The organism is Enterobacter sp. TMH.L2, from assembly GCF_050847315.1.
Lineage (GTDB): Bacteria > Pseudomonadota > Gammaproteobacteria > Enterobacterales > Enterobacteriaceae > Cedecea.
The window spans coordinates 3539381-3559563 of sequence record NZ_CP193791.1 but is presented as its reverse complement, the minus strand read 5'-3'; the positions used below and the strand labels follow the sequence as shown (position 1 = coordinate 3559563).

The following is a 20183-nucleotide window of genomic DNA, read 5'->3' as shown; positions in this document are numbered from 1 at the left end:
CGCTTACCTTCACCTGATGACAACAAGAACAGAACAAGGGCTTCGCGCTATGCAGACACATATCAAAGTTCGTGGATACCACATGGACGTCTATCAACACGTTAACAACGCCCGTTATCTTGAGTTCCTCGAGGAGGCCCGCTGGGAAGGGCTGGAAAAAACGACGGGCTTCCAGTGGATGACGGAACACAACATCGCTTTTATCGTGGTGAACATCAATATTAGCTACCGCCGTCCGGCGGTACTTGGGGATCTGCTGCGCATTGACAGCAAACTCCAGCAGATTAACGGTAAAAGCGGTGTGTTGAGCCAGGTGGTGACGCTGGAGCCTGAAGGCGAAGCCGTGGCCGACGCGCTGTTGACCTTCGTCTGCATTGATTTAAAGACGCAAAAGGCCGTTCCGCTGGAAGGTGAACTGCGTGAGAAACTGGAACAGATGATGAGTGCCTAAAATCGCCGACAAAGAGGGAAAAGCCTGGTTTTCCCTCTTTGTTATTATCAGCCGAAAATCAATGAATTGATTTTCCGGTCTTTTTTACGAACTGTCCGGTATTTCTTCTATCGACAGAGGCTTGTGACCACGCCGTTATGTTTTATTTGAGGCCTGTTTTTTGCTTCATTGCGGCCATGACTGCGGGTTTATTGGCCAGATAGTGGTTCAGGCCCTTAGCTCGCAGATTACAGGCGGCGCATTCGCCACAGCCGTCGCCCTGGATGCCGTTGTAGCAGGTCAGCGTCTCCTGGCGGACCGTTTCCAGGCTCTGCCAGTAATCGGCCAGCGCCCAGGTTTCCGCTTTGTCAAGCCACATCAGCGGCGTTTCAAACCGGATATCTCTTGCCATCCCGAGGCTTACCGCATGGTTAAGTGCTTTGACAAACTCGTCGCGGCAGTCCGGGTAGCCAGAGAAGTCCGTTTCGCAGACGCCGGTTATCACGGATTCCGCTTCAACCTGATAAGCGTAAATCGCCGCCAGGGTCAGGAACAGGATATTGCGGCCTGGGACGAAAGTGCTTGGGATGCCTTTGTCCTCCGGGTTGTAACCCGGCACCGGAATGCTGTCTCGCGTCAGGCTGCTCACCGCGAGTTCGTTCAGCAGGGTAACGTCCAGGACTTTATGCGCACGGGCGCCAAGCTTCAGCGAGAGCTTTTGGGCCACGTCAATTTCTGCCCGATGGCGCTGACCATAATCAAAGGTCACACAGTGGACTTCATCGTATTGCTGTAAGGCCTGAATCAGGCAAGTGGTGGAGTCCTGTCCGCCGCTGAAAACCACGACTGTACGTTTCATTCTCTATCCTGTCGTTCATTAGGGTGTCTGGAAAAGGCTATGGTAACGTCCCGCCAGGGCGTGAGCCAGCTTCTTCACGTCATTCCCGGCGGCGGGAGCCAGGCTTCGCAAAAATCAAACCAGCCCCAGGCATTCAGTTCAATGCCGTTCACGCCGGGTGGGGCGCTTATCTGGTAGCGATAATTAAACAGCGGTGTGACCACGGCCTCCCGCATCAGGCCATGAAAAACGTCTTTCAGCCCTTCATTGCGTTCATAAGAAGGAGGGGAAGCCTGCACGGCATCCAGCGTGGCCTGCAGATGGGCATAATGGCCGGCGCTTAATAAATTGGGCCACAATACATCGCTGCGCAGCCATTGCTCCAGGGTGTATTCCGGCGCTTCGCCAATCAGCCTGTCGCCCATCACGATATCGGCCTGGGCTAAATCTTCGCAGCCAGCCCAGGTTTTAGCGTCGTGAAAAATGACCGTCAGTTCGCAGCCGCGCTCTGCCAGATAGTGCCTGAGCTGAAGAGCCATCGCATGAAGCTCGACCGGCAAATGGTAAACCAGGGTCAGTTTTTTCGGTAACGTGACGGCTGTGTGCGCATCCCAGCCGGGAATCTGCCAGCCAGGGATCATCTCCCTATTGGGCGTGATCAGCTCACTGTTAAGCGGCAGCGAGCCTATCATCTCTGGCTCCCGGACAATCTGCATGATTGTTCTGGCCTGCTCTGCGCTGAGCCTTCCCTGTGGCCTGATGCCTAAATAGCAAAAGCCCAGGCTGATACTATTACTGACCGGACGCAGGTTCTCCAGCTCATCCTGCTGGCCGATGGCGATTTGCACCGGATGCAGGCAGCTTGTGCCGAGCGTGGTTTCGAAGAGCTGCGGGGTGATCCAGTATTCGATGGCTTTCAGCAGCGGGTGTTTCAGATGATAACTTTCAAAGCTTTCCAGCCGCACCAGGTTCGGCTTGAAGCTGACAATGCGGAATGGGCCGCAGCCCAGTTGTGTATCCTGCGGATGGGCCAGGCGGCTGCAGTAGCTCGCCAGGCGATGCGCGAGCCAATAGTCCGGCCGATGCAAAATAAAGCGCAGGCACTGTGCGTGAGGGATCTCAATACGCTTGACGCTGATAAACAGCCGCCGCAGGGCGGGCAGCTCGAGCAGCATCATCAGCCGCTGTTGAAGCTGATGGGTTTCTACGGGCTCACCGTTGTGCCAGTGCAGGGTTGAGCGAATAAAAAAGTCCCAGCACAGGCCATTGTTTGATATTTGCCAGTGGTGGGCGAGGTCAGGCTGGGGCTCCGGGCTTTCACGGGTAAAGCGCGTGAGGCCGGAAAACACCTGCCCGGCGAGGTGCTGCTCGGCCCGACCCGGCAGAAAACCAGGGGCAACGGGATCGAGAGGTCGATAATAAGGAATACGCAGCGTGGGGACGTCATTTTGCCACTGGCCGCCGAGGAACGGTTGTAATAACTGGCGAAGCTGTTCCGGCGCAAGCTGAGCCAGCTCCAGCGCATTCTGATGCTGGCCCTTATCCAGAACCTGCTCCATCATGCCGGAACGCACGTTTTCCGGCGAAACCAGAAACGTCAGGTCACCGCGTTTACCGCGGCCAGACTGTGCACGCCAGCGCAGCCAGCCCGCGTCTTCAAGCTGATTAAGCAGCGTCCTGACGTGGCGATCGCTACAAAAACAGCGCTCGGCCAGCTCGGCAACGGTCACCTGCTGCGGTTCCCCGCCGGAAGGCTGCCATAAACGCTGGAATTGATTGAGCCGATTCAGAAGTCGCATAATAAACCCGGAACATTTTTTTCCAAGTATTCACTATTAGTTCCGCATATTCCAGAGGATACTTTTGCCTGTCACGATCACTTCTGGAGTAACCATGGCTCGTCTGGCTGCATTTGATATGGACGGCACGCTGCTGCTGCCCGACCATCACCTTGGGGAAGCAACCCTGAATACGCTGAAGCGCCTGCGTGAAGAGCGCCAGATAACCCTGGCTTTTGCAACCGGCCGCCACGAGCTGGAGATGCGCCATATTCTCGGCAAGATCGATCTCGACGCTTTCCTGATCACCGGCAACGGCACGCGCATTCACAGCATGGAAGGTGAGCTAATGCACCGCAACGATCTCTCGCCGTGGGCGGTAGAGACGGTGCTACACGGCCACTGGGATACCGAAGCGAGCATGCATGCCTTTAACGATTCAGGTTGGCTAACCAGCCATGAAATCCCGGAAATGCTTCATGCACACGTATACAGCGGTTTCCGGCCACATATCGTCGATCTTCGTCGTTTACCGGCTCACGAGGTCACCAAGATCTGCTTCTGCGGCGATCATGACGATCTGTGCCGCCTGCGCATTCAGCTCAATGAAGCGCTGGGCGATCGCGCCTTTCTTTGCTTCTCGGCAATGGACTGCCTGGAAGTGCTGCCGGTGGGCAGCAACAAGGGCGCAGCGCTTGATGTACTGAGTGCCCACTTAGGTTTGACTCTGCAGGATTGCATGGCATTTGGCGACGCGATGAACGACCGCGAAATGCTCTCGGCGGTTGGGCACGGCCTGATTATGGGCAACGCCATGCCGCAGCTAAAAGCGGATTTACCCCATCTGCCGGTTATCGGCCACTGCCGTAACCAGGCGGTCTCGCACTATTTGACGCACTGGCTGGACACTCCACATCTCACCTATTCCCCCGAATATTGAGACCTTACAGCGCCGGGCATTTCGCCCGGTTTTTTTATTTAATCAGACGGCCAATCTCAGCCTTAAATGGTGAGAGATCGCCGATATGATCGTTGACCCAGGCTGAATTGTAGTAGGACTCAAGGTAGCGTTCGCCGCTGTCGCAAAGCAGCGTCACGATAGAACCACTCCGGCCTTCCTCACGCATTCTCGCGGCAAGCTGCAATACGCCCCACATATTGGTGCCGGTTGAGGCCCCCACTTTGCGGCCAAGCTGGGATTCCAGCCATTGCATGGTGGCGACGCTGGCGGCGTCCGGCACGCGCATCATCTCGTCAATCACATCGGGAATAAACGAAGGCTCGCAGCGCGGGCGACCAATTCCTTCGATTTTGCTGCCCACCGCGCTTTTCAGGCCACAGTCGCGCTGCTGCCAGTAATCAAGAAATACTGAGTTCTGCGGATCGACGACGACCAGCTTTGTGTCGTGGCCCTGGAAGCGAAGATAACGACCAATGGTGGCTGAGGTGCCGCCGGTCCCCGCGCTCATCACGATGTAATCCGGTACCGGATTCGGCTCATGGGTCATCTGGCGGAAAATACTGTCGGCGATATTGTTGTTCCCGCGCCAGTCGGTTGCCCGCTCAGCGTAGGTGAACTGATCCATATAATGGCCGTTCAGCTCGCGGGCAAGCATTTCCGAAGCGGCGTAAATTTCGCAGGCGCTGTCTACAAAGTGGCAGCGGCCGCCGTAGAATTCGATCTGTTCAATTTTGCGTTTTGCGGTGCTGGCGGGCATTACGGCAATAAACGGCAGGCCAAGCAGACGAGCAAAATAGGCTTCTGACACCGCCGTTGAGCCAGAGGAGGCTTCGATAATCGTGGTGCCTTCTTTAATCCAACCGTTACACAGCCCGTACAGGAACAGGGAGCGCGCGAGGCGGTGCTTCAGGCTGCCGGTCGGGTGAGTGCTCTCATCCTTCAGATACAGCTGAATACCCGGAAATGCGGGCAAAGCCAGGCGGATCAGATGCGTATCCGCAGAGCGTTGATAATCGGCGTTGATCTCGCTGATGGCGTTGGTCACCCAGGTACTGGTCATGGAAAATTCTCATTTATCAATTTGTGCTTAGCGTAATCCAAAGTCAGGATAAAAAAGTTGCCATTTTGCCTGTTTAGCGCTTCCATTAGAGAAAATATTTCTCTCCGGTGGTCTCATGATAGATAAAATTGACCAAAAGCTGCTTGCGATGCTGCAGCAGGACTGTACCCTGTCTTTGCAGGCGCTGGCGGATGCCGTTAATCTGACCACCACCCCGTGCTGGAAACGCTTAAAACGTCTGGAAGACGAAGGCTATATTCGCGGCAAAGTGGCGCTGCTGGACCCGGAAAAACTCGGCCTGGGCCTGACGGCGTTTGTGCTGATTAAAACCCAGCAGCACAGCAGCGAGTGGTACTGCAAATTTGTCTCGGTGGTGGAAGCCATGCCCGAAGTTCTGGGGTTCTGGCGCATGGCCGGCGAATATGACTATCTGATTCGGGTTCAGGTCGCCGACATGAAGCGGTACGACGACTTTTATAAGCGGCTGGTGAACGGCATCCCGGGATTAAGCGATGTCACTTCGAGTTTTGCCATGGAACAGATAAAATACACCACAGCATTACCTCTAACTTCCTGATTCCGCAATGTGCGGAACAGTAGCCTCTACTCTTTTGCCCTGGCCGGCAGGCAGCATTTCAGGATCTAAACTTCGTGCGATTATTTGCTCAATTAAGCTGGTACTTCACCCGCGAGTGGCGACGCTACCTCGGCGCGGTGGCATTGCTTATTATCATCGCTATTTTGCAGCTCGTGCCGCCAAAAGTGGTGGGCGTGATTGTGGATGGCGTGGTGCAGCAGAGTCTCTCCTCTCAGCAGGTGCTGATGTGGATTGGCCTGATGCTGCTTATTGCTGTGGTAGTTTATCTGGTGCGCTACGTCTGGCGCGTCCTGCTGTTCGGGGCGTCTTACCAGCTTGCGGTTGAGTTGCGGGAAAACTATTACCGCCAGCTAAGCCGCCACCATCCTGAATTTTATCTCCGTCACCGTACCGGCGACCTCATGGCGCGCGCGACTAACGATGTCGATCGCGTGGTATTCGCCGCGGGGGAAGGGGTGCTAACGCTGGTGGACTCGCTGGTCATGGGGTTGGCGGTGCTGATAGTCATGTCCACCCAAATCAGCTGGGAGCTCACATTGCTGGCGCTTCTGCCGATGCCGATTATGGCCGTGGTGATTAAACGTGACGGCGCGCGTTTGCACGATCGCTTCAAAGTGGCGCAGGCGGCATTCTCAGCCTTAAACGATCGTACTCAGGAAAGCATGACCAGTATCCGCATGATCAAGGCGTTCGGCCTTGAAGACAGGCAGTCGGCGCTGTTTGCCGCAGAAGCTCAGGATGCCGGGGCGAAAAACATGCGCGTCGCGCGCATTGATGCCCGCTTTGACCCCATCATTTATGTGGCAATTGGGGCCGCAAACCTTTTAGCCATCGGCGGCGGAAGCTGGATGGTTATCGAGGGCTCGCTTACCCTGGGGCAGCTCACCAGTTTTGTGATGTACCTCGGCCTGATGATCTGGCCGATGCTGGCGCTGGCCTGGATGTTCAATATTGTCGAACGAGGAAGTGCGGCCTACAGCCGTATCCGCGCGATGCTGGAAGAAGAGCCGGGCGTGGTCGACGGTGATAAAATGCTGCCGGAAGGGCGGGCTGAACTGGTGGCTTCGATTCGCCAGTTCCACTACCCGCAGACCGCTCAGCCGACGCTGCAAAACGTCAACTTCACCCTTAAGCCGGGTGAAATGCTTGGCCTGTGCGGGCCAACGGGGTCCGGTAAAAGCACGATTCTCGCGCTGATCCAGCGTCATTTCGACGTGGAAGAGGGCGATATTCGCTACCACGATATTCCGCTCACGGCGCTGAAAATTGACGGCTGGAGAAGCCGTCTGGCTATCGTGAACCAGACGCCGTTCCTGTTTTCTGACACCGTGGCCAGCAACATTGCGCTGGGTAAACCGGGTGCCACCCAGGAGGACATTGAGCGTGTCGCTCGCCTGGCCAGCGTTCATGAGGATATCCTGCGCTTGCCGCAAGGGTACGACACCGAAGTGGGTGAGCGTGGGGTCATGCTTTCCGGCGGGCAAAAACAGCGTATCTCTATTGCGAGGGCGCTGCTGCTTGATGCCGAAATCCTGATTCTGGATGACGCGCTTTCCGCAGTAGATGGCCGCACCGAGCACCAAATTCTGCACAACCTGCGCGAGTGGGGTGAACACCGCACGGTCATTATCAGCGCCCACCGCCTGTCTGCATTAACGGAAGCTAGCGAGATCCTGGTGATGCAGCACGGGCATATCGCCCAGCGTGGCAGCCATGATGCGCTCGCGTCTCAGCCGGGCTGGTATCGGGATATGTACCGCTATCAACAGCTGGAGGCCGCGCTGGACGAAGCCCCGGAGCAGGAAGATGTCAGGGAGAGCGCCAATGAGTCGTAAACAACAGTGGCCTACCATTAAACGCCTGCTGGCTTACGGATCGCCGTGGCGCAAACCGCTGGGTGGGGCGATGCTGATGCTCTGGGTTGCGGCTGCCGCTGAGGTTTGTGGCCCGGTGCTGGTGAGCTATTTTATTGATAACCTGGTGGCGAAAAACCAGATGCCGCTTGGCCTGGCGGCCGGACTGGCGGTGGCTTATATCCTGTTGTCGATTAGCGCTGCCGGGCTGCACTACCTTCAGGCGCTGCTGTTTAACCGCGCGGCGGTAGGTGTGGTGCAAAAACTGCGTACCGATGTCATGGACGCTGCGCTGCGCCAGCCGCTGAGTGCGTTTGACACGCAGCCGGTAGGGCAATTGATCTCGCGCGTAACAAACGACACCGAAGTGATCCGGGACCTGTATGTCACCGTTGTGGCAACGGTGCTGCGCAGCGCGGCACTGATCGGCGCTATGCTGGTGGCGATGTTCACGCTCGACTGGCGCATGGCGCTGGTGGCGATCACCATCTTCCCAGCGGTTATCGCCGTGATGTTTATCTACCAGCGCTACAGCACGCCGATTGTGCGCCGGGTGCGCAGCTATCTGGCGGACATCAACGACGGTTTTAATGAAGTCATCAACGGCATGAGCGTGATTCAGCAGTTCCGACAGCAGGCCCGCTTCGGCGAACGCATGGGGCAGGCAAGCCGCTCTCACTACCTGGCGCGGATGCAAACCCTGCGGCTTGATGGCTGGCTTCTGCGGCCGCTGCTTAGCCTGTTTTCGGCGATGATTCTGTGTGGCCTGCTGATGCTGTTCGGCTTTACCTCGCGCGGCACCATCGAAGTTGGCGTGCTATATGCCTTTATTAACTACCTTGGCCGCCTGAACGAACCGCTGATTGAGCTGACCACCCAGCAATCCATTCTGCAACAGGCGGTGGTGGCCGGGGAACGCGTGTTTGAGCTGATGGACGGCAAACGTCAGGATTACGGCAATGACAACCGGCCCCTCGCCAGCGGCGCGATCAGCGTCGACAACGTCTCATTTGCCTACCGTGGCGATCGCCTGGTGCTGCAGGACATTAATCTGGAAGTGCCTTCGCGGAGCTTTATTGCCCTGGTCGGGCATACCGGCAGCGGAAAAAGCACCCTGGCCAACCTGCTGATGGGCTATTACCCGTTAATGAAAGGCGAAATACGCCTCGATGGCCGGCCGCTGGACTCCCTCAGCCATGAAACGCTGCGCCGCGGCGTGGCGATGGTGCAGCAGGATCCGGTAGTGATGGCCGATTCGTTCTTTGCCAACGTAACCCTGGGGCGGGACATCAGCGAAGAGAGGGTCTGGCAGGCGCTGGAGACGGTTCAGTTGGCCGAACTGGCGCGAGCGCTGCCGGAAGGTATCCATACCCGCCTGGGCGAGCAGGGGAACAATCTCTCCGTTGGCCAGAAGCAGCTGCTTGCTCTGGCGCGCGTGCTGGTTGAAGCCCCGCAGATCCTGATCCTCGACGAAGCCACGGCGAATATCGACTCCGGCACCGAGCAGGCTATTCAGCGGGCGCTGGCGGCAGTTCGTCAGCACACAACCCTAGTGGTGATTGCCCACCGTTTGTCTACCATCACCGATGCCGACACGATTCTGGTGCTGCATCGCGGGCAGGCCGTGGAGCGCGGTACGCACAGTGAACTTCTGGCGCAGCAGGGCCGCTACTGGCAGATGTATCAGCTTCAGTTAGCCGGTGAGGAACTGGTCGCCGCCGCGCAGGAAGAATCGCTCACGGCCTGATGCACCACAACCATGCAACGCGTCGCATAAAAACCTTCGCTTCTCCGCGTTGGTGCAAAACAAAAACGCATCCTGCACTGCAGTGGTGCGTTTTTTCTTTTCAGACTAATCCCGCCCGATCCGACGCCTTCATCTGGCTTTCCGGTAACCCGCCTGAAGCCTGAAAACGTGCTGAATATCCCTGTTTTTTTATTCCTGGCATGGGCTTTGCTTTGCTCTCTACGTGCAGGTAACGACCTAATTCTGAGTGGAGAGAATTTATGAAGCTGGTAACCGTGGTAATCAAACCGTTCAAGCTTGAAGACGTGCGTGAAGCGCTCTCTTCAATCGGTATTCAGGGGCTTACCGTGACCGAAGTGAAAGGTTTCGGCCGCCAGAAAGGCCATGCGGAGCTTTACCGTGGCGCCGAGTACAGCGTCAACTTTCTGCCGAAAGTAAAAATCGATGTTGCTATTGCTGACGACCAGCTCGATGAAGTTATCGACGTGATCAGCAAAGCCGCCTACACCGGCAAAATCGGTGATGGGAAAATCTTCGTTGCAGAACTGCAACGCGTTATTCGTATTCGTACCGGCGAAGCCGACGAAGCCGCTCTGTAACTGCTGGCAAGCCTTGATTGGGATGGGAAAAATGAAAAAATTAGCTGCACTCCTTGGTTTAGGCGCCCTGGCATTACTGCCGACGCTCGCCTTCGCTGCGGACGCGCCTGCGGTCGCGGACAAAGCCGACAACGCCTTTATGATGATATGCACCGCGCTGGTGCTGTTTATGACCATCCCTGGCCTTGCGCTGTTTTACGGCGGTCTGATTCGCTCTAAAAACGTGCTGTCGATGCTGACGCAAATCTCCGTCACCTTCGCCCTGGTTTGCGTGCTGTGGGTCGTGTATGGCTATAGCCTGGCGTTTGGCACCGGCAATAACTTCTTCGGCAGCTTTGACTGGGTGATGCTGAAAAATATCCAGCTGAAAGCGCTGATGGGCACTTTCTATCAGTATATTCATGTGGCGTTCCAGGGTTCTTTCGCCTGTATTACCGTTGGACTGGTGGTAGGGTCTCTCTCCGAACGCGTGCGCTTCTCTGCAGTGGTAATTTTTGCTGCCGTCTGGCTGACGCTCTCTTATGTGCCGATTGCGCACATGGTCTGGGGCGGCGGTATTCTGGCTACGCACGGCGCGCTGGACTTCGCGGGCGGTACCGTGGTGCACATTAACGCCGCTGTTGCTGGTTTAGTAGGTGCTTACCTGGTGGGTAAACGCGTTGGCTTCGGCAAAGAAGCGTTCAAGCCGCACAACCTGCCAATGGTGTTTATCGGCACCGCAATCCTCTACTTCGGCTGGTTCGGTTTCAACGCCGGTTCTGCAAGTGCGGCCAACGAAATCGCTGCACTGGCGTTCGTGAACACCGTTGTCGCCACTGCGGCGGCGATTCTCTCCTGGGTCTTTGGCGAGTGGGCGCTGCGCGGTAAACCTTCTCTGCTGGGTGCCTGTTCCGGTGCTATCGCGGGTCTGGTGGGTATTACCCCGGCGTGTGGCTACGTTGGCGTGGGCGGTGCGCTGCTGATTGGTCTGGTTGTTGGTCTGGCTGGGCTGTGGGGCGTGACGACGCTGAAAAAATGGCTGAACGTGGATGACCCATGTGATGTGTTCGGCGTGCACGGCGTCTGCGGCATCATCGGGTGCATCATGACCGGTATCTTTGCGGCAACTTCTCTGGGCGGCGTGGGTTATGCAGAAGGCGTGACTATGGGGCATCAGCTTCTGGTTCAGCTTGAAAGCGTGGCAATTACCATTGTCTGGTCCGGCGTGGTGGCGTTCATCGCGTTCAAGATTGCTGACCTGACCGTAGGTCTGCGTGTTCCAGAAGAGCAGGAACGCGAAGGCCTGGATGTGAACAGCCACGGCGAAAACGCGTACAACAACTGATTCGTTATCAAAACCTCGCCCGGTTGGACGAGGTTTTACTTCTCTCAGAATGCCACCTGTCACGCAGGTGGTTTTTTTATTTCAGCGTTAACTACCCGCGATGGCGCATGACGCCTTCCTGAACCGTCGACGCGACCAGCACGCCATCCTGCGTATAAAACTCTCCACGGACAAAGCCGCGAGCGCTCGACGCGGAGGTGCTTTCCACGCTGTACAGCAGCCATTCGTTCATGTCGAACGGACGATGGAACCACATTGAGTGATCGATAGTCGCGACCTGCATCCCCGGTTCCAGGAAACCTACGCCATGCGGCTGTAGGGCGACTGGCAAGAAATTGAAATCTGAGGCATAGCCGAGCAGATACTGATGCACGCGCAGATCCTGCGGCATGTTGCCGTTCGCGCGGATCCAGACCTGGCGGGAAGGTTGATCGACATGGCCTTTCAGCGGGTTGTGGAATACGGCCGGGCGAATTTCCAGCGGCTTTTCGCTAAGAAACTTCTCTTTCGCATGCGGCGGGAGGAATTTTTCCAGCGAGCGGGCGATGTCCGTTTCGGACGGTAGGCCATCCGGTTTTGGCGCTGGGGGCATCTCTTTCTGGTGCTCATAGCCAGATTCAGGGGCCTGGAATGACGCGGTCATATAGAAAATCGGCTTGCCGTTCTGCACCGCAGCAACGCGGCGGGCGCTAAAACTGTTGCCGTCGCGCAGGGTTTCTACGTCATAAACAATGGGCTTTTGGCTGTCGCCCGGGCGTAAAAAATAGCTGTGGAAAGAGTGAACAAGGCGCTCTTCCGGTACGGTTTCTTTAGCTGCGTAAAGCGCCTGGCCGACCACTTGCCCACCAAACACCTGACGCAGGCCTAAATCCTCGCTTTGGCCACGGAACAATCCCTCTTCAATTTTTTCCAGGTTAAGTAACGCCAATAAATTGCTGAGCGCCTGACTCATAAAATGTCCTCAATAAAAGGGAATGCGGCAAATTTTCTCGATTATAACATGCCCGTAAACAGCGTATTTGATGCACTGCCGCTGGGAACATTCCTGGTTTTCAGCAGAATTCAGTGATCTGTGCCACACTTAAGCCGTTAAGCGCGTTTTTCAACGGGGTTAGTCCCCGGCGCGACATTGATAATAAGGAGAAAAAATCAATGAAACTTGTGCCTATGTTAAGTGCTTTGGCTATCGCGGTTGCTGTTGCAGGTTGCGCACACAAGAGTGCTGATGTGCCTACTCCTGCGCCGAGTGCATCCGCCGGGGCCGCATCTGCCCAGCAATCTAACATCGCAATGCCTAACGTATCCGGTACGGCATGGATCCGTCAGCGGGTTGCTCTGCCGCCAGATGCCGTGCTGACGGTGACCGTCTCCGACGCTTCGCTGGCCGATGCCCCTTCCAAAGTCATTGCCCAGAAAGTTACGCGTACCGAAGGTAAACAGGCGCCTTTCAGCTTCGTGATTCCGTTCAACCCGGCTGACATTCAGCCGAACGCGCGTATCCTGCTGAGTGCCGCCATCACCGTGGACGGTAAGCTGATGTTTATCACCGATACCTTCCAGCCGGTGATCAACCAGGGCGGGACGAAGGCAGATCTGACGCTGGTGCCGGTACAAAATACGGCGATTCCAGTTCAGCAAGGCGGTGGGGCGGCAACAACGGTGCCATCCACCTCGCCGACTCAGGTGACGCCATCTTCAGCGGTGCCTGCGCCAACAACTTACTAAAGCGAAACGCCCCCAAATTGGGGGCGTTTTAATATTTCCAGCGGTAACGCAGCATATCAATATGACCGTCGCCTGACACCATCACTCCTTCAGAAAGCAGCGCCTGCCGCTGACGCTGGAGATCGGGTCCTGTCAATGAAATCACACCCTGCCGGTTCACCACCCGATGCCACGGTAAACGGCTGCCTTCGGGCAGACGCTTGAGTACGCCACCCACCTGGCGGGCAGCCCGGGGCGACCCGGCAAGCGCGGCAATTTCGCCGTAGGTGGTCACGCAACCTTCGGGAATGGCGGCAACAATTTGGTAAACGCGCTGTGGAAAGGAATCGTGCTTATCCATAGAGAACTCCTGGAAAAATCGCTTCTAAGGATAATCGGCGACGGAGAAAGCACCAAGTTAAACCGTTGGTGCGCAATAAACCAACACCTGACCGCCGCTGGCTTGCAATTCGCGGGGGGGATGTGGATAATGCGCCAGCGCGTTGGATAACAACGCTCTCAATGGGGGCCCTGTTGGTTCTCCCGCAACACTAACTTGTGAACTCGGTCAGGTCCGGAAGGAAGCAGCCGCAGCAGGCGACGTGTGTGCCGGGATGTAGCTGGCAGGGCCCCCACCCAATTCTGGCTACCCCTTAGCCAGCAATGTTTTAGTCATGCGCTTTTCTCCCCATCCTAAGTTGATCCCAGCCGCTGCCAGCAAAATCATCACGCCACCGATAAACTGAATCGGGCTCAGACTGTGATGGAAGACGAAGCGATCCACGATCACCGCCACGATGGGGTAGATAAACGAGAGTGAGGCGGTAATCGACGTCGGCAGCTTTTGGATCGCGCCATACAGCAACTGGTACATAATGCCGGTATGCACTATGCCCAGCGTGGCGACAATTCCCCAATGCGTGAATGTCATATGCGACTGGAAATCTACCAGTGGCAGCAGTAGCAGCGTGCCGACGGCCACCTGAACGAGTGCGATTTGCTGTGGAGGAATGCCCCTCAACTGGCGTGTGATAAGCGCCGTCAGGGCATAAAAGAACGCTGCGCCCAGCGCCAGCACGATGCCCAAAAGCCAGCCACCATTCCCGTCATGATTTAGCCCGCTTGAGAGCACAAGCAGCATGCCGATAAAGGATGCTCCCAGCCAAAGCCACTTGCTGCGGCTGACTTTCTCTTTCAGGATAAAAACGCCCATCCCGACCAGCATCAGCGGCTGCGTATTGTACAGGACCGTGGCAAGCCCAATGGACGTTCGTGAATAGGCGGCGAACAGCAGCAGCCAGTTGACGACCAGCGCCACGCCGCCGAGGGCGGATATCGCAACGACCCTGCGGGTCAGATGGCTGCGCCAGTTACCGCTCATCAGGCCCAATATGAACAGCGTAATAGTCGCAAACACGCAGCGCCAGAAAACGACGTTGGCGATAGGCTGCTGAGATATTACTACGAGGGCGCCGATGGTGCCGGAGATGAGCATCGCCACAATCATTTGCAGGCTGCCGGTTCTTATCTCGCGAATCATTTTGTCTCTCCAGAATAAAGAACTTTATTCTGCGCACTGCTGCGAACTCGTTGAAGTGTAAAAATTAGGTTATAAGATACTTTTGCCTTTATAAATGAGATAAAAATGAGTGATTACCTTCCCGATGATATCGACAGGCATATTCTGACTATTCTTGCGGCGGATGCGCGTATCTCCCTGAAAGTGCTTAGTGGAAAAATTGGTCTCTCTTCACCGAGCACGGCAGAACGAGTAAAGCGGCTGGAGGAACGCGGCGTGATTAACGGCTACACCATGAACGCCAATCTCACGGCTCTGGGTTACACCCTGCAGGGACTGGTTCGCATGAAACCGTTACCGGGTATGCTGCATAAAGTGGAGAAGATGATTCAGGCGATTCCCGAGTGTATAGAATGCGACAAAATCACCGGTGAAGATTGCTTCATCATCCGGCTGGTGATCCGCTCTATTGGGCAACTTGATGAAATTCTTGATGAGCTGGCTGAGTTTGCCCAGTGCAATACGTCTATCGTCAAAAGCACGCCGGTGAAACGCAGGCTGCCGCCTTTGTAAATAAATAAACCTGATATATTTTCCGGGTATTTGAATTATGACAGAAATATTAAATTTATCTCACTGGCTGGATCTTATTTATTCTCTATAGTATTAAACACCAACCTCTGTTTAAGCACTAAGGATTTGCAATGACGACGGCTACGCTGAACGTAAAAATAAGCATCGAGTTAAAAGAGAAGATTCGTCACTATGCGGAAGAGAATAGTGAAACCCTGGCAAGCGTAACGGAACGACTTCTGTCCAAAGCCTTTGACGAGCTCGACAGCGACGTGGGCGTCGATGAAGATGATGTGGACAGTCAGCATACTTCTGAGGCCCGCGTGACGCCATTAAACGATCGTGAGATCAAGGCATTGCGTAAACTGTTGAAGAAGAAAAAATGAACGCCGGTACGGACAGTACCGCCTACAGCTATCAGCAAGCCTGTGAGTTATTGCGTTCAGGTTACCTGAAAAAAGTGAAGCTTGGCTGGAATATTGGCAGCGATGAATTTTTCCGCATTGCTTCAGACTGGTGCGATACCGGGGCCAGTATTAAAAAAGAGGGTGAACATTTCACCATCACCCTAAAAGGGTTCGCTATTCCCAGAATTTCACAAAACTAATTTATTGCATCGCCTTATTGCTGTGCTTGCAGAATAATATTTCCCTCTTTTATTTTAGAGGGAAATATTTCGCTTTCTAAAATACCATTCCCCGCAGACTTTCATTTCTTGTTGCCGCCAGGTGATGCCAAAGCGGCTGTAGCCGCTGCAGGGCAAGCTGCATCTCTGCGGGTTCAAGGCTGAAGGGAAGGCGTAAAAAGCGCTCAAAAGCCCCATCGACCCCAAACCTTGGCCCGGCACCGATCCGAATGCCCTGACTCTCGGCGGCGGCGGCAAAAATCGTGGCCAGCGGTTTCGGTAATTCCACCCACCACGACAGGCCGCCTTCCGGGGGAGATGTTTGCCAGTCCGGGAACAGCGCTTGCATCGCGGCGAAGCTGCTTTCGCAGCGTTGGCGCAGCATCTCTCTGCGCTGAGGCAAGAACTGCGCCGCGTCGGCAAACAACTGCGTGGCAGCCAGTTGCTCCAGCAGAGGCGTCCCTAAATCAAAGGTATTGCGGATTTGTATCAGCGAACTGATGGTTTTGCCTGAAGCCCTTATCCAGCCGAGGCGCAGCCCGCCCCAGAAACTTTTCCCGGCGGAGCCGAGCGAGATGGTGTGTTCTTCCGGGCCAAAAGCCGCCAGGGGAGGAGGAGGAGGGGCATCAAACCAGAGATCGGCCATCGTTTCGTCCACAACCAGCGTGGTGTGGCTGCGGGCGGCTATCTCGTTCACCCTTTGGCGCGTGGCCGCGTCCATACAGCGGCCAGTTGGGTTATGGAAATCTGGAATCAAGTAAGCCAGCCGGGGAGAAGTCTGGGCGATAGTCGCCGCTAAACCGTCAACATCCCAACCGCTTGCGGGCAGGCTGACCGGCACGGGGCGGCAGGAGGCGCCGCGAATCGCCGCCAACGCCATCGGGTAAGTGGGATGGTCTACGACTACGCGATCGCCCGGGCCGGTGAACAGTCTAAGTATTAGCCCCAGTCCGCTGACGGCACCGTTGACCACCATGATTTGGTCAGGCGTCGTGGGTAATCCCCGTGACGCATAATGCCGCGCAATTGCTTCTCTCAGCTCCGGCAAGCCCTGGCTGTCATAGCCGGTTGAGGACAAATGTTCCGGCAGGAAAGTGAGCGCGGTGGAGTATGCCCGATGAATTTCCGGCCCGGCGCTGAGGGCGGCGGTGGAGAGATCCAGTACCGGAGCATTGCCGGGCAAGGGGGAAATGGCCGGGCTGCTTTCGGGCAGCATGGTGACAGAGCCTGAGCCCTGGCGGCTCAGCAGATACCCTTCCTCCCGGAGCTGCGCCAGCGCAGAGGCCACCGTGGTGCGGCTCACGCCCAGCGCGCCAGAAAGCTCTCTTTCCCCTGGCAGCCTGCTGTCGAGTGGTAAGCGGCCATCCAGGATCAGCAGCCGTAGCCCGTCCGCCAGTTGCCGATAGACAGGCGAGCGGGATGAGGCCTGATGCCAGTGGCCCAGCAGGCGTGTTAAAGATGAAATTCCGATTCTGCGCAGCGTCATAGCAGTCCACTTTCTGATAACTGGACCTTAATACTAGGTCCATTTTGCGAGAGGGTATAGCCATAAAAACACACTGAGGATCTTTGTCATGATGGCTCGTCGCCTGCTGCAGCTTTATACCGGCCTGGTCTTTTACGGCATTTCAACCGCTATGTTCGTGCGTGCCGATCTGGGCGCGGACCCGTGGAACGTTTTCCACCTCGGCGTGGCCAGGCTTTTTTCGCTCAACCTCGGGCTGGTGATGATTATTGTGGGGGCGCTGGTGTTGCTGCTGTGGATCCCGCTGCGTCAGCGTCCAGGCCTTGGCACCATTAGCAACGTGATTGTGTTGGGGCTGGCGGCGGATGCCACGCTGGCGCTAATGCCGCCGCTGGAATCGCTTTTTGCGCGATCCGTTTTGCTGGTCGGTGCTTTGATAGTGAATGCCCTTGCGACAGGCATGTATATCGGCGCTGGTTTTGGTGCCGGGCCGCGAGATGGGCTGATGACCGGGATCCATGCCAGAACGGGCTGGTCGGTGCGCAGCGTACGTACCGCCATCGAAGTGACCGTACTGATCTCCGGCTGGCTGATGGGCGGTAGTTTTGGCGTGGGCACCGTGCTTTATGCGTTAGCTATCGGGCCTCTCATTCAGCTTTGCCTGCCGTGGTTTCGCGTTAAGCCGTTGAATAACACAGCGACTCCTGCACAGGAAGCTACATTCTGATGCCGTAGCTGTGCTAAACAGTATCTTCCGGAGAATAATAATTGCTTAAAACGGGAGAGAGTATGCGGCACGAGATTGTGAGTAAACCCGCGCTGAACTGGAACAGCTTTCAGCTGGCAGAGATATTAACCCACTGTTTTGAACAGTACGTGGTGCCTTTTCGTCTGGAAGGGGAAACGTTCGGCTGGCGTTTTGCCTCAGAAGATCTTTTCCCAGGCGACAGCCCTATCTGGCTTTACCGTGGAGAGCCCAAAGCAATGGCGCTGGTGACACGACGCGGGCAAACCTGCCGCCTGGCCGCGTTTGCGATTCGCCCGGAACTGCGCGGGCAGGGTTTAGGCAAGATCTTCATTCAGCAGCTTATTGATGCCGCGCGCGAGCGCGGGGATAAGCAATTTTATCTGGAAGTGATTTTAGGCAACGAAGGCGGGCTGGCGCTCTATGAGCGAATGGGCTTTGTGCCCCAGCAAACGCTGGTGGGCTTCCAGTCTGCAGGTGTTCCTGAAGGCGAGGCCGACGGCGAACTGCTGGAAATCGATCCGCTGCAAATGACCCATAGAATGATGGCCGCTAACGATGCGCCGCTGCCGTGGCTTTGCGCGGCTGAAACGCTGTATAAGCTGCCCGGTAAGGCTTTTGTACTGGATGAAGTGGCTTATGCGATGGTCGTTCCCGGCGAAATACCGAAGCTCAGAGGGCTGTTTGTTGAGCCGTCTGCGCGACGATCCGGTAAGGCAAAAAAGCTGCTGGCTTTACTTCAGCGCCAGTTCCCCCGATTAGTGACTATTCCCAGCCTGCCCGAAACCGTTTCGCCGGTGTTTTTAGGCAGCGGCTTTACCCTGGATAAGATTCGGCAATACGAGATGAAGCTTACCTTGTAGGCAGAGAAGGTGAGGGCGAAGGCCCTCACCCTGCAAGTTACAGCACGCCCTGAGCCAGCATCGCGTCCGCAACTTTTACGAACCCGGCGATGTTCGCGCCTCGAACGTACTGGGTTTGTTTTCCTTCGCCACCGTAATCCACGCAGGCCTGATGAATATCAAGCATGATGTGGTGCAGGCGAATATCTACTTTTTCGGCCTTCCAGCTCAGACGGGCCGCATTCTGCGCCATTTCCAGCCCGGACGTTGCTACACCGCCTGCGTTTGCCGCTTTACCCGGCGCGAACAGCACGCCAGCTTCCACAAACAGGTCCGTCGCAGCAATCGTGGTTGGCATATTTGCCCCTTCGGCTACCGCTTTCACGCCGTTGGCGATAAGCGTTTGGGCAGCATCGACGTCCAGCTCGTTCTGTGTAGCACAAGGCAGAGCGATATCGACCGGCACGCTCCACGGCTGCTGGCCTTCCAGATAAGTCAGGCCAAACTCTCGGGCATAGTCGGCGACGCGGCCATCGCGGCTGGCTTTGATTTTGCACAGGCGGGCCAGTTTCTCTGCGTTAAAGCCTGCTTCATCTACCACGGTGCCGTTGGAGTCAGACGCCGTGACCACGCGAGCGCCGAGCGACATGGCTTTTTCAATCGCATACTGAGCGACGTTCCCGGAGCCGGAAACCGCCACGCGCAGGCCTTCAAAGCCCAGGCCGTGGCGCTGCAGCATGGCATCGGTGAAGTAGATCAGGCCGTAGCCGGTCGCTTCAGGGCGGATCAGACTGCCGCCGAACGACAGCCCTTTGCCGGTAAACACGCAGGCGGTGTTGTTGGAGAGCTTTTTCATCATCCCCGCCATGTAGCCGACTTCGCGGCCACCAACGCCGATATCCCCTGCCGGAACATCGGTGTCCGGGCCAAGGTGGCGATAAAGCTCCAGCATCAGCGCCTGGCAAAAGCGCATGATTTCGCCTTCGCTTTTGCCCTTCGGATTAAAGTCGCTGCCGCCTTTGCCGCCGCCCATTGGTAGCGTGGTGAGGGCGTTTTTAAAGGTCTGCTCAAAGCCGAGAAATTTGAGGATCGACAGATTAACGGAAGGGTGGAAGCGCATGCCGCCTTTGAACGGGCCAATGGCCGAGTTGAACTGCACGCGCCAGGCCCGGTTCACCTGCACCTGATTGTTGTCGTCCACCCAGGCGACGCGGAACTGAATCACGCGCTCTGGCTCAACCAGACGTTCGAGCAGCGCCTGCTGGCGGTATTGCGGATTGTTTTCCAGAAACGGCCACAGCGTGCTCATCACTTCGCGAACCGCCTGAGCGAATTCTACCTGGTGCGGATCGCGGGACTGTACTGAGGTTAAAAAGCCTTCGAGGGATAATGCTTGAGCCATCAGAGGTAACTCCTTGTTGAAAATTATGTTGTCTGTCTTTTTTTGGGTGATTTTTCGACTATAACATTTTCTTATGAACGGGCATCAAGCGATTTTTTCACCGGAAAGGCAATAAAGAAG

Annotated in this window: 21 protein-coding genes and 1 other RNA gene; 14 read left to right on the top strand and 8 right to left on the bottom strand. The window is 56.1% G+C overall.

The features are described from left to right. The first annotated feature begins 49 nt into the window (after window positions 1–49). On the top strand, window positions 50–451 hold the full coding sequence (locus ACREYP_RS17180; protein WP_008454627.1) for a YbgC/FadM family acyl-CoA thioesterase: 402 nt from the start codon (window positions 50–52) through the stop codon (window positions 449–451). A 142-nt stretch (window positions 452–593) separates the two neighbouring features. Here the strand turns inward: ACREYP_RS17180 and queC are convergent, their stop codons facing one another. Then, complete coding sequence (gene queC / locus ACREYP_RS17175) at window positions 594–1289, bottom strand: 7-cyano-7-deazaguanine synthase QueC (RefSeq protein WP_166876078.1); 696 nt, start codon at window positions 1287–1289, stop codon at window positions 594–596. Window positions 1290–1363: 74 nt separating this feature from the next. Then, a complete protein-coding gene (locus ACREYP_RS17170) occupies window positions 1364–3067 on the bottom strand; it encodes an SgrR family transcriptional regulator (RefSeq protein WP_498880998.1) in 1704 nt (567 codons plus the stop codon). Window positions 3068–3161: 94 nt separating this feature from the next. Between ACREYP_RS17170 and cof the strand changes: the two genes are divergently transcribed. After that, a complete protein-coding gene (gene cof, locus ACREYP_RS17165; RefSeq protein WP_166994434.1) occupies window positions 3162–3986 on the top strand; it encodes an HMP-PP phosphatase in 825 nt (274 codons plus the stop codon). A gap of 34 nt (window positions 3987–4020) precedes the next feature. On the opposite strand, the gene ACREYP_RS17160 is transcribed toward cof, so the two are convergent. Continuing rightward, entirely contained in the window at window positions 4021–5067 is a 1047-nt protein-coding gene (locus ACREYP_RS17160) for a pyridoxal-phosphate dependent enzyme (protein ID WP_166994436.1), read from the bottom strand. Window positions 5068–5182: 115 nt separating this feature from the next. Between ACREYP_RS17160 and ACREYP_RS17155 the strand changes: the two genes are divergently transcribed. From ACREYP_RS17155 to amtB, 5 genes are all read left to right on the top strand, one after another. Beyond that, window positions 5183–5644, top strand: coding sequence for an Lrp/AsnC family transcriptional regulator (locus tag ACREYP_RS17155; protein ID WP_039290800.1), 462 nt, complete (start codon window positions 5183–5185; stop codon window positions 5642–5644). 74 nt (window positions 5645–5718) lie between these two features. Continuing rightward, complete coding sequence (locus tag ACREYP_RS17150; protein ID WP_008454651.1) at window positions 5719–7500, top strand: SmdA family multidrug ABC transporter permease/ATP-binding protein; 1782 nt, start codon at window positions 5719–5721, stop codon at window positions 7498–7500. Continuing rightward, entirely contained in the window at window positions 7490–9265 is a 1776-nt protein-coding gene (locus ACREYP_RS17145) for a multidrug ABC transporter permease/ATP-binding protein (protein ID WP_498880997.1), read from the top strand. Before ACREYP_RS17150 ends, ACREYP_RS17145 begins: the two co-directional genes overlap by 11 nt. A gap of 260 nt (window positions 9266–9525) precedes the next feature. After that, on the top strand, window positions 9526–9864 hold the full coding sequence (glnK, locus tag ACREYP_RS17140; protein ID WP_002891893.1) for a P-II family nitrogen regulator: 339 nt from the start codon (window positions 9526–9528) through the stop codon (window positions 9862–9864). A 31-nt stretch (window positions 9865–9895) separates the two neighbouring features. Next, window positions 9896–11188 (top strand): ammonium transporter AmtB, encoded by a 1293-nt coding sequence (gene amtB / locus ACREYP_RS17135; RefSeq protein ID WP_008454653.1) that lies wholly within the window; start codon window positions 9896–9898, stop codon window positions 11186–11188. A gap of 91 nt (window positions 11189–11279) precedes the next feature. On the opposite strand, the gene tesB is transcribed toward amtB, so the two are convergent. Further along, on the bottom strand, window positions 11280–12140 hold the full coding sequence (tesB, locus tag ACREYP_RS17130; RefSeq protein WP_008454654.1) for an acyl-CoA thioesterase II: 861 nt from the start codon (window positions 12138–12140) through the stop codon (window positions 11280–11282). A 200-nt stretch (window positions 12141–12340) separates the two neighbouring features. Here tesB and ACREYP_RS17125 point away from each other — a divergent pair, with 200 nt between their 5' ends. Continuing rightward, window positions 12341–12913, top strand: a complete 573-nt coding sequence (locus ACREYP_RS17125; RefSeq protein ID WP_034807615.1) for a YbaY family lipoprotein — start codon at window positions 12341–12343, stop codon at window positions 12911–12913. A gap of 28 nt (window positions 12914–12941) precedes the next feature. Here ACREYP_RS17125 and ACREYP_RS17120 read toward each other — a convergent pair whose 3' ends face one another. Continuing rightward, window positions 12942–13253, bottom strand: coding sequence for an MGMT family protein (locus ACREYP_RS17120; RefSeq protein ID WP_008454656.1), 312 nt, complete (start codon window positions 13251–13253; stop codon window positions 12942–12944). Between the two features lie 171 nt (window positions 13254–13424). Here ACREYP_RS17120 and ffs point away from each other — a divergent pair. Beyond that, window positions 13425–13521, top strand: an RNA gene (gene ffs / locus ACREYP_RS17115) — signal recognition particle sRNA small type. A 17-nt stretch (window positions 13522–13538) separates the two neighbouring features. Here the strand turns inward: ffs and ACREYP_RS17110 are convergent. Continuing rightward, window positions 13539–14432 (bottom strand): DMT family transporter, encoded by an 894-nt coding sequence (locus ACREYP_RS17110; protein WP_008454657.1) that lies wholly within the window; start codon window positions 14430–14432, stop codon window positions 13539–13541. Between the two features lie 105 nt (window positions 14433–14537). Between ACREYP_RS17110 and ACREYP_RS17105 the strand changes: the two genes are divergently transcribed. The 3 genes from ACREYP_RS17105 to ACREYP_RS17095 all read left to right on the top strand — a co-directional run bounded on the left by ACREYP_RS17105 (window position 14538) and on the right by ACREYP_RS17095 (window position 15591). Then, on the top strand, window positions 14538–14984 hold the full coding sequence (locus ACREYP_RS17105; protein WP_498880996.1) for an Lrp/AsnC family transcriptional regulator: 447 nt from the start codon (window positions 14538–14540) through the stop codon (window positions 14982–14984). 131 nt (window positions 14985–15115) lie between these two features. Next, a complete protein-coding gene (locus ACREYP_RS17100; protein ID WP_008454659.1) occupies window positions 15116–15370 on the top strand; it encodes a hypothetical protein in 255 nt (84 codons plus the stop codon). Beyond that, window positions 15367–15591: a hypothetical protein gene (locus ACREYP_RS17095; RefSeq protein WP_008454666.1), complete on the top strand. Its 225-nt coding sequence runs from the start codon at window positions 15367–15369 to the stop codon at window positions 15589–15591. The genes ACREYP_RS17100 and ACREYP_RS17095 overlap by 4 nt, the downstream gene beginning before the upstream one ends. Before the next feature lie 76 nt (window positions 15592–15667). Here ACREYP_RS17095 and yczR read toward each other — a convergent pair whose 3' ends face one another. Next, window positions 15668–17095 (bottom strand): MocR-like transcription factor YczR, encoded by a 1428-nt coding sequence (gene yczR / locus ACREYP_RS17090; RefSeq protein ID WP_336708312.1) that lies wholly within the window; start codon window positions 17093–17095, stop codon window positions 15668–15670. Between the two features lie 91 nt (window positions 17096–17186). Between yczR and yczE the strand changes: the two genes are divergently transcribed. Then, on the top strand, window positions 17187–17801 hold the full coding sequence (gene yczE, locus ACREYP_RS17085; RefSeq protein WP_166994584.1) for a membrane protein YczE: 615 nt from the start codon (window positions 17187–17189) through the stop codon (window positions 17799–17801). Between the two features lie 62 nt (window positions 17802–17863). Next, complete coding sequence (locus tag ACREYP_RS17080; protein ID WP_498880995.1) at window positions 17864–18682, top strand: GNAT family N-acetyltransferase; 819 nt, start codon at window positions 17864–17866, stop codon at window positions 18680–18682. A 37-nt stretch (window positions 18683–18719) separates the two neighbouring features. Here the strand turns inward: ACREYP_RS17080 and gdhA are convergent, their stop codons facing one another. Then, window positions 18720–20063 (bottom strand): NADP-specific glutamate dehydrogenase, encoded by a 1344-nt coding sequence (gdhA, locus tag ACREYP_RS17075; protein WP_008454680.1) that lies wholly within the window; start codon window positions 20061–20063, stop codon window positions 18720–18722. Between the last annotated feature and the right edge of the window lie 120 nt (window positions 20064–20183).

Excerpts from the sequence above, each read along its gene's own strand:
- ACREYP_RS17125 (WP_034807615.1), top strand. The coding sequence starts at position 12,341 with ATGAAACTTGTGCCTATGTTAAGTGCTTTGGCTATCGCGGTTGCTGTT.
- ACREYP_RS17095 (WP_008454666.1), top strand. The coding sequence starts at position 15,367 with ATGAACGCCGGTACGGACAGTACCGCCTACAGCTATCAGCAAGCCTGT.
- queC (WP_166876078.1), bottom strand. The coding sequence starts at position 1,289 with ATGAAACGTACAGTCGTGGTTTTCAGCGGCGGACAGGACTCCACCACT.
- cof (WP_166994434.1), top strand. The coding sequence starts at position 3,162 with ATGGCTCGTCTGGCTGCATTTGATATGGACGGCACGCTGCTGCTGCCC.
- ACREYP_RS17100 (WP_008454659.1), top strand. The coding sequence starts at position 15,116 with ATGACGACGGCTACGCTGAACGTAAAAATAAGCATCGAGTTAAAAGAG.
- yczR (WP_336708312.1), bottom strand. The coding sequence starts at position 17,095 with ATGACGCTGCGCAGAATCGGAATTTCATCTTTAACACGCCTGCTGGGC.
- ACREYP_RS17110 (WP_008454657.1), bottom strand. The coding sequence starts at position 14,432 with ATGATTCGCGAGATAAGAACCGGCAGCCTGCAAATGATTGTGGCGATG.
- yczE (WP_166994584.1), top strand. The coding sequence starts at position 17,187 with ATGGCTCGTCGCCTGCTGCAGCTTTATACCGGCCTGGTCTTTTACGGC.
- tesB (WP_008454654.1), bottom strand. The coding sequence starts at position 12,140 with ATGAGTCAGGCGCTCAGCAATTTATTGGCGTTACTTAACCTGGAAAAA.
- ACREYP_RS17080 (WP_498880995.1), top strand. The coding sequence starts at position 17,864 with ATGCGGCACGAGATTGTGAGTAAACCCGCGCTGAACTGGAACAGCTTT.
- ACREYP_RS17155 (WP_039290800.1), top strand. The coding sequence starts at position 5,183 with ATGATAGATAAAATTGACCAAAAGCTGCTTGCGATGCTGCAGCAGGAC.
- glnK (WP_002891893.1), top strand. The coding sequence starts at position 9,526 with ATGAAGCTGGTAACCGTGGTAATCAAACCGTTCAAGCTTGAAGACGTG.
- ACREYP_RS17105 (WP_498880996.1), top strand. The coding sequence starts at position 14,538 with ATGAGTGATTACCTTCCCGATGATATCGACAGGCATATTCTGACTATT.
- gdhA (WP_008454680.1), bottom strand. The coding sequence starts at position 20,063 with ATGGCTCAAGCATTATCCCTCGAAGGCTTTTTAACCTCAGTACAGTCC.
- ACREYP_RS17180 (WP_008454627.1), top strand. The coding sequence starts at position 50 with ATGCAGACACATATCAAAGTTCGTGGATACCACATGGACGTCTATCAA.
- ACREYP_RS17160 (WP_166994436.1), bottom strand. The coding sequence starts at position 5,067 with ATGACCAGTACCTGGGTGACCAACGCCATCAGCGAGATCAACGCCGAT.
- amtB (WP_008454653.1), top strand. The coding sequence starts at position 9,896 with ATGAAAAAATTAGCTGCACTCCTTGGTTTAGGCGCCCTGGCATTACTG.
- ACREYP_RS17145 (WP_498880997.1), top strand. The coding sequence starts at position 7,490 with ATGAGTCGTAAACAACAGTGGCCTACCATTAAACGCCTGCTGGCTTAC.
- ACREYP_RS17120 (WP_008454656.1), bottom strand. The coding sequence starts at position 13,253 with ATGGATAAGCACGATTCCTTTCCACAGCGCGTTTACCAAATTGTTGCC.
- ACREYP_RS17170 (WP_498880998.1), bottom strand. The coding sequence starts at position 3,067 with ATGCGACTTCTGAATCGGCTCAATCAATTCCAGCGTTTATGGCAGCCT.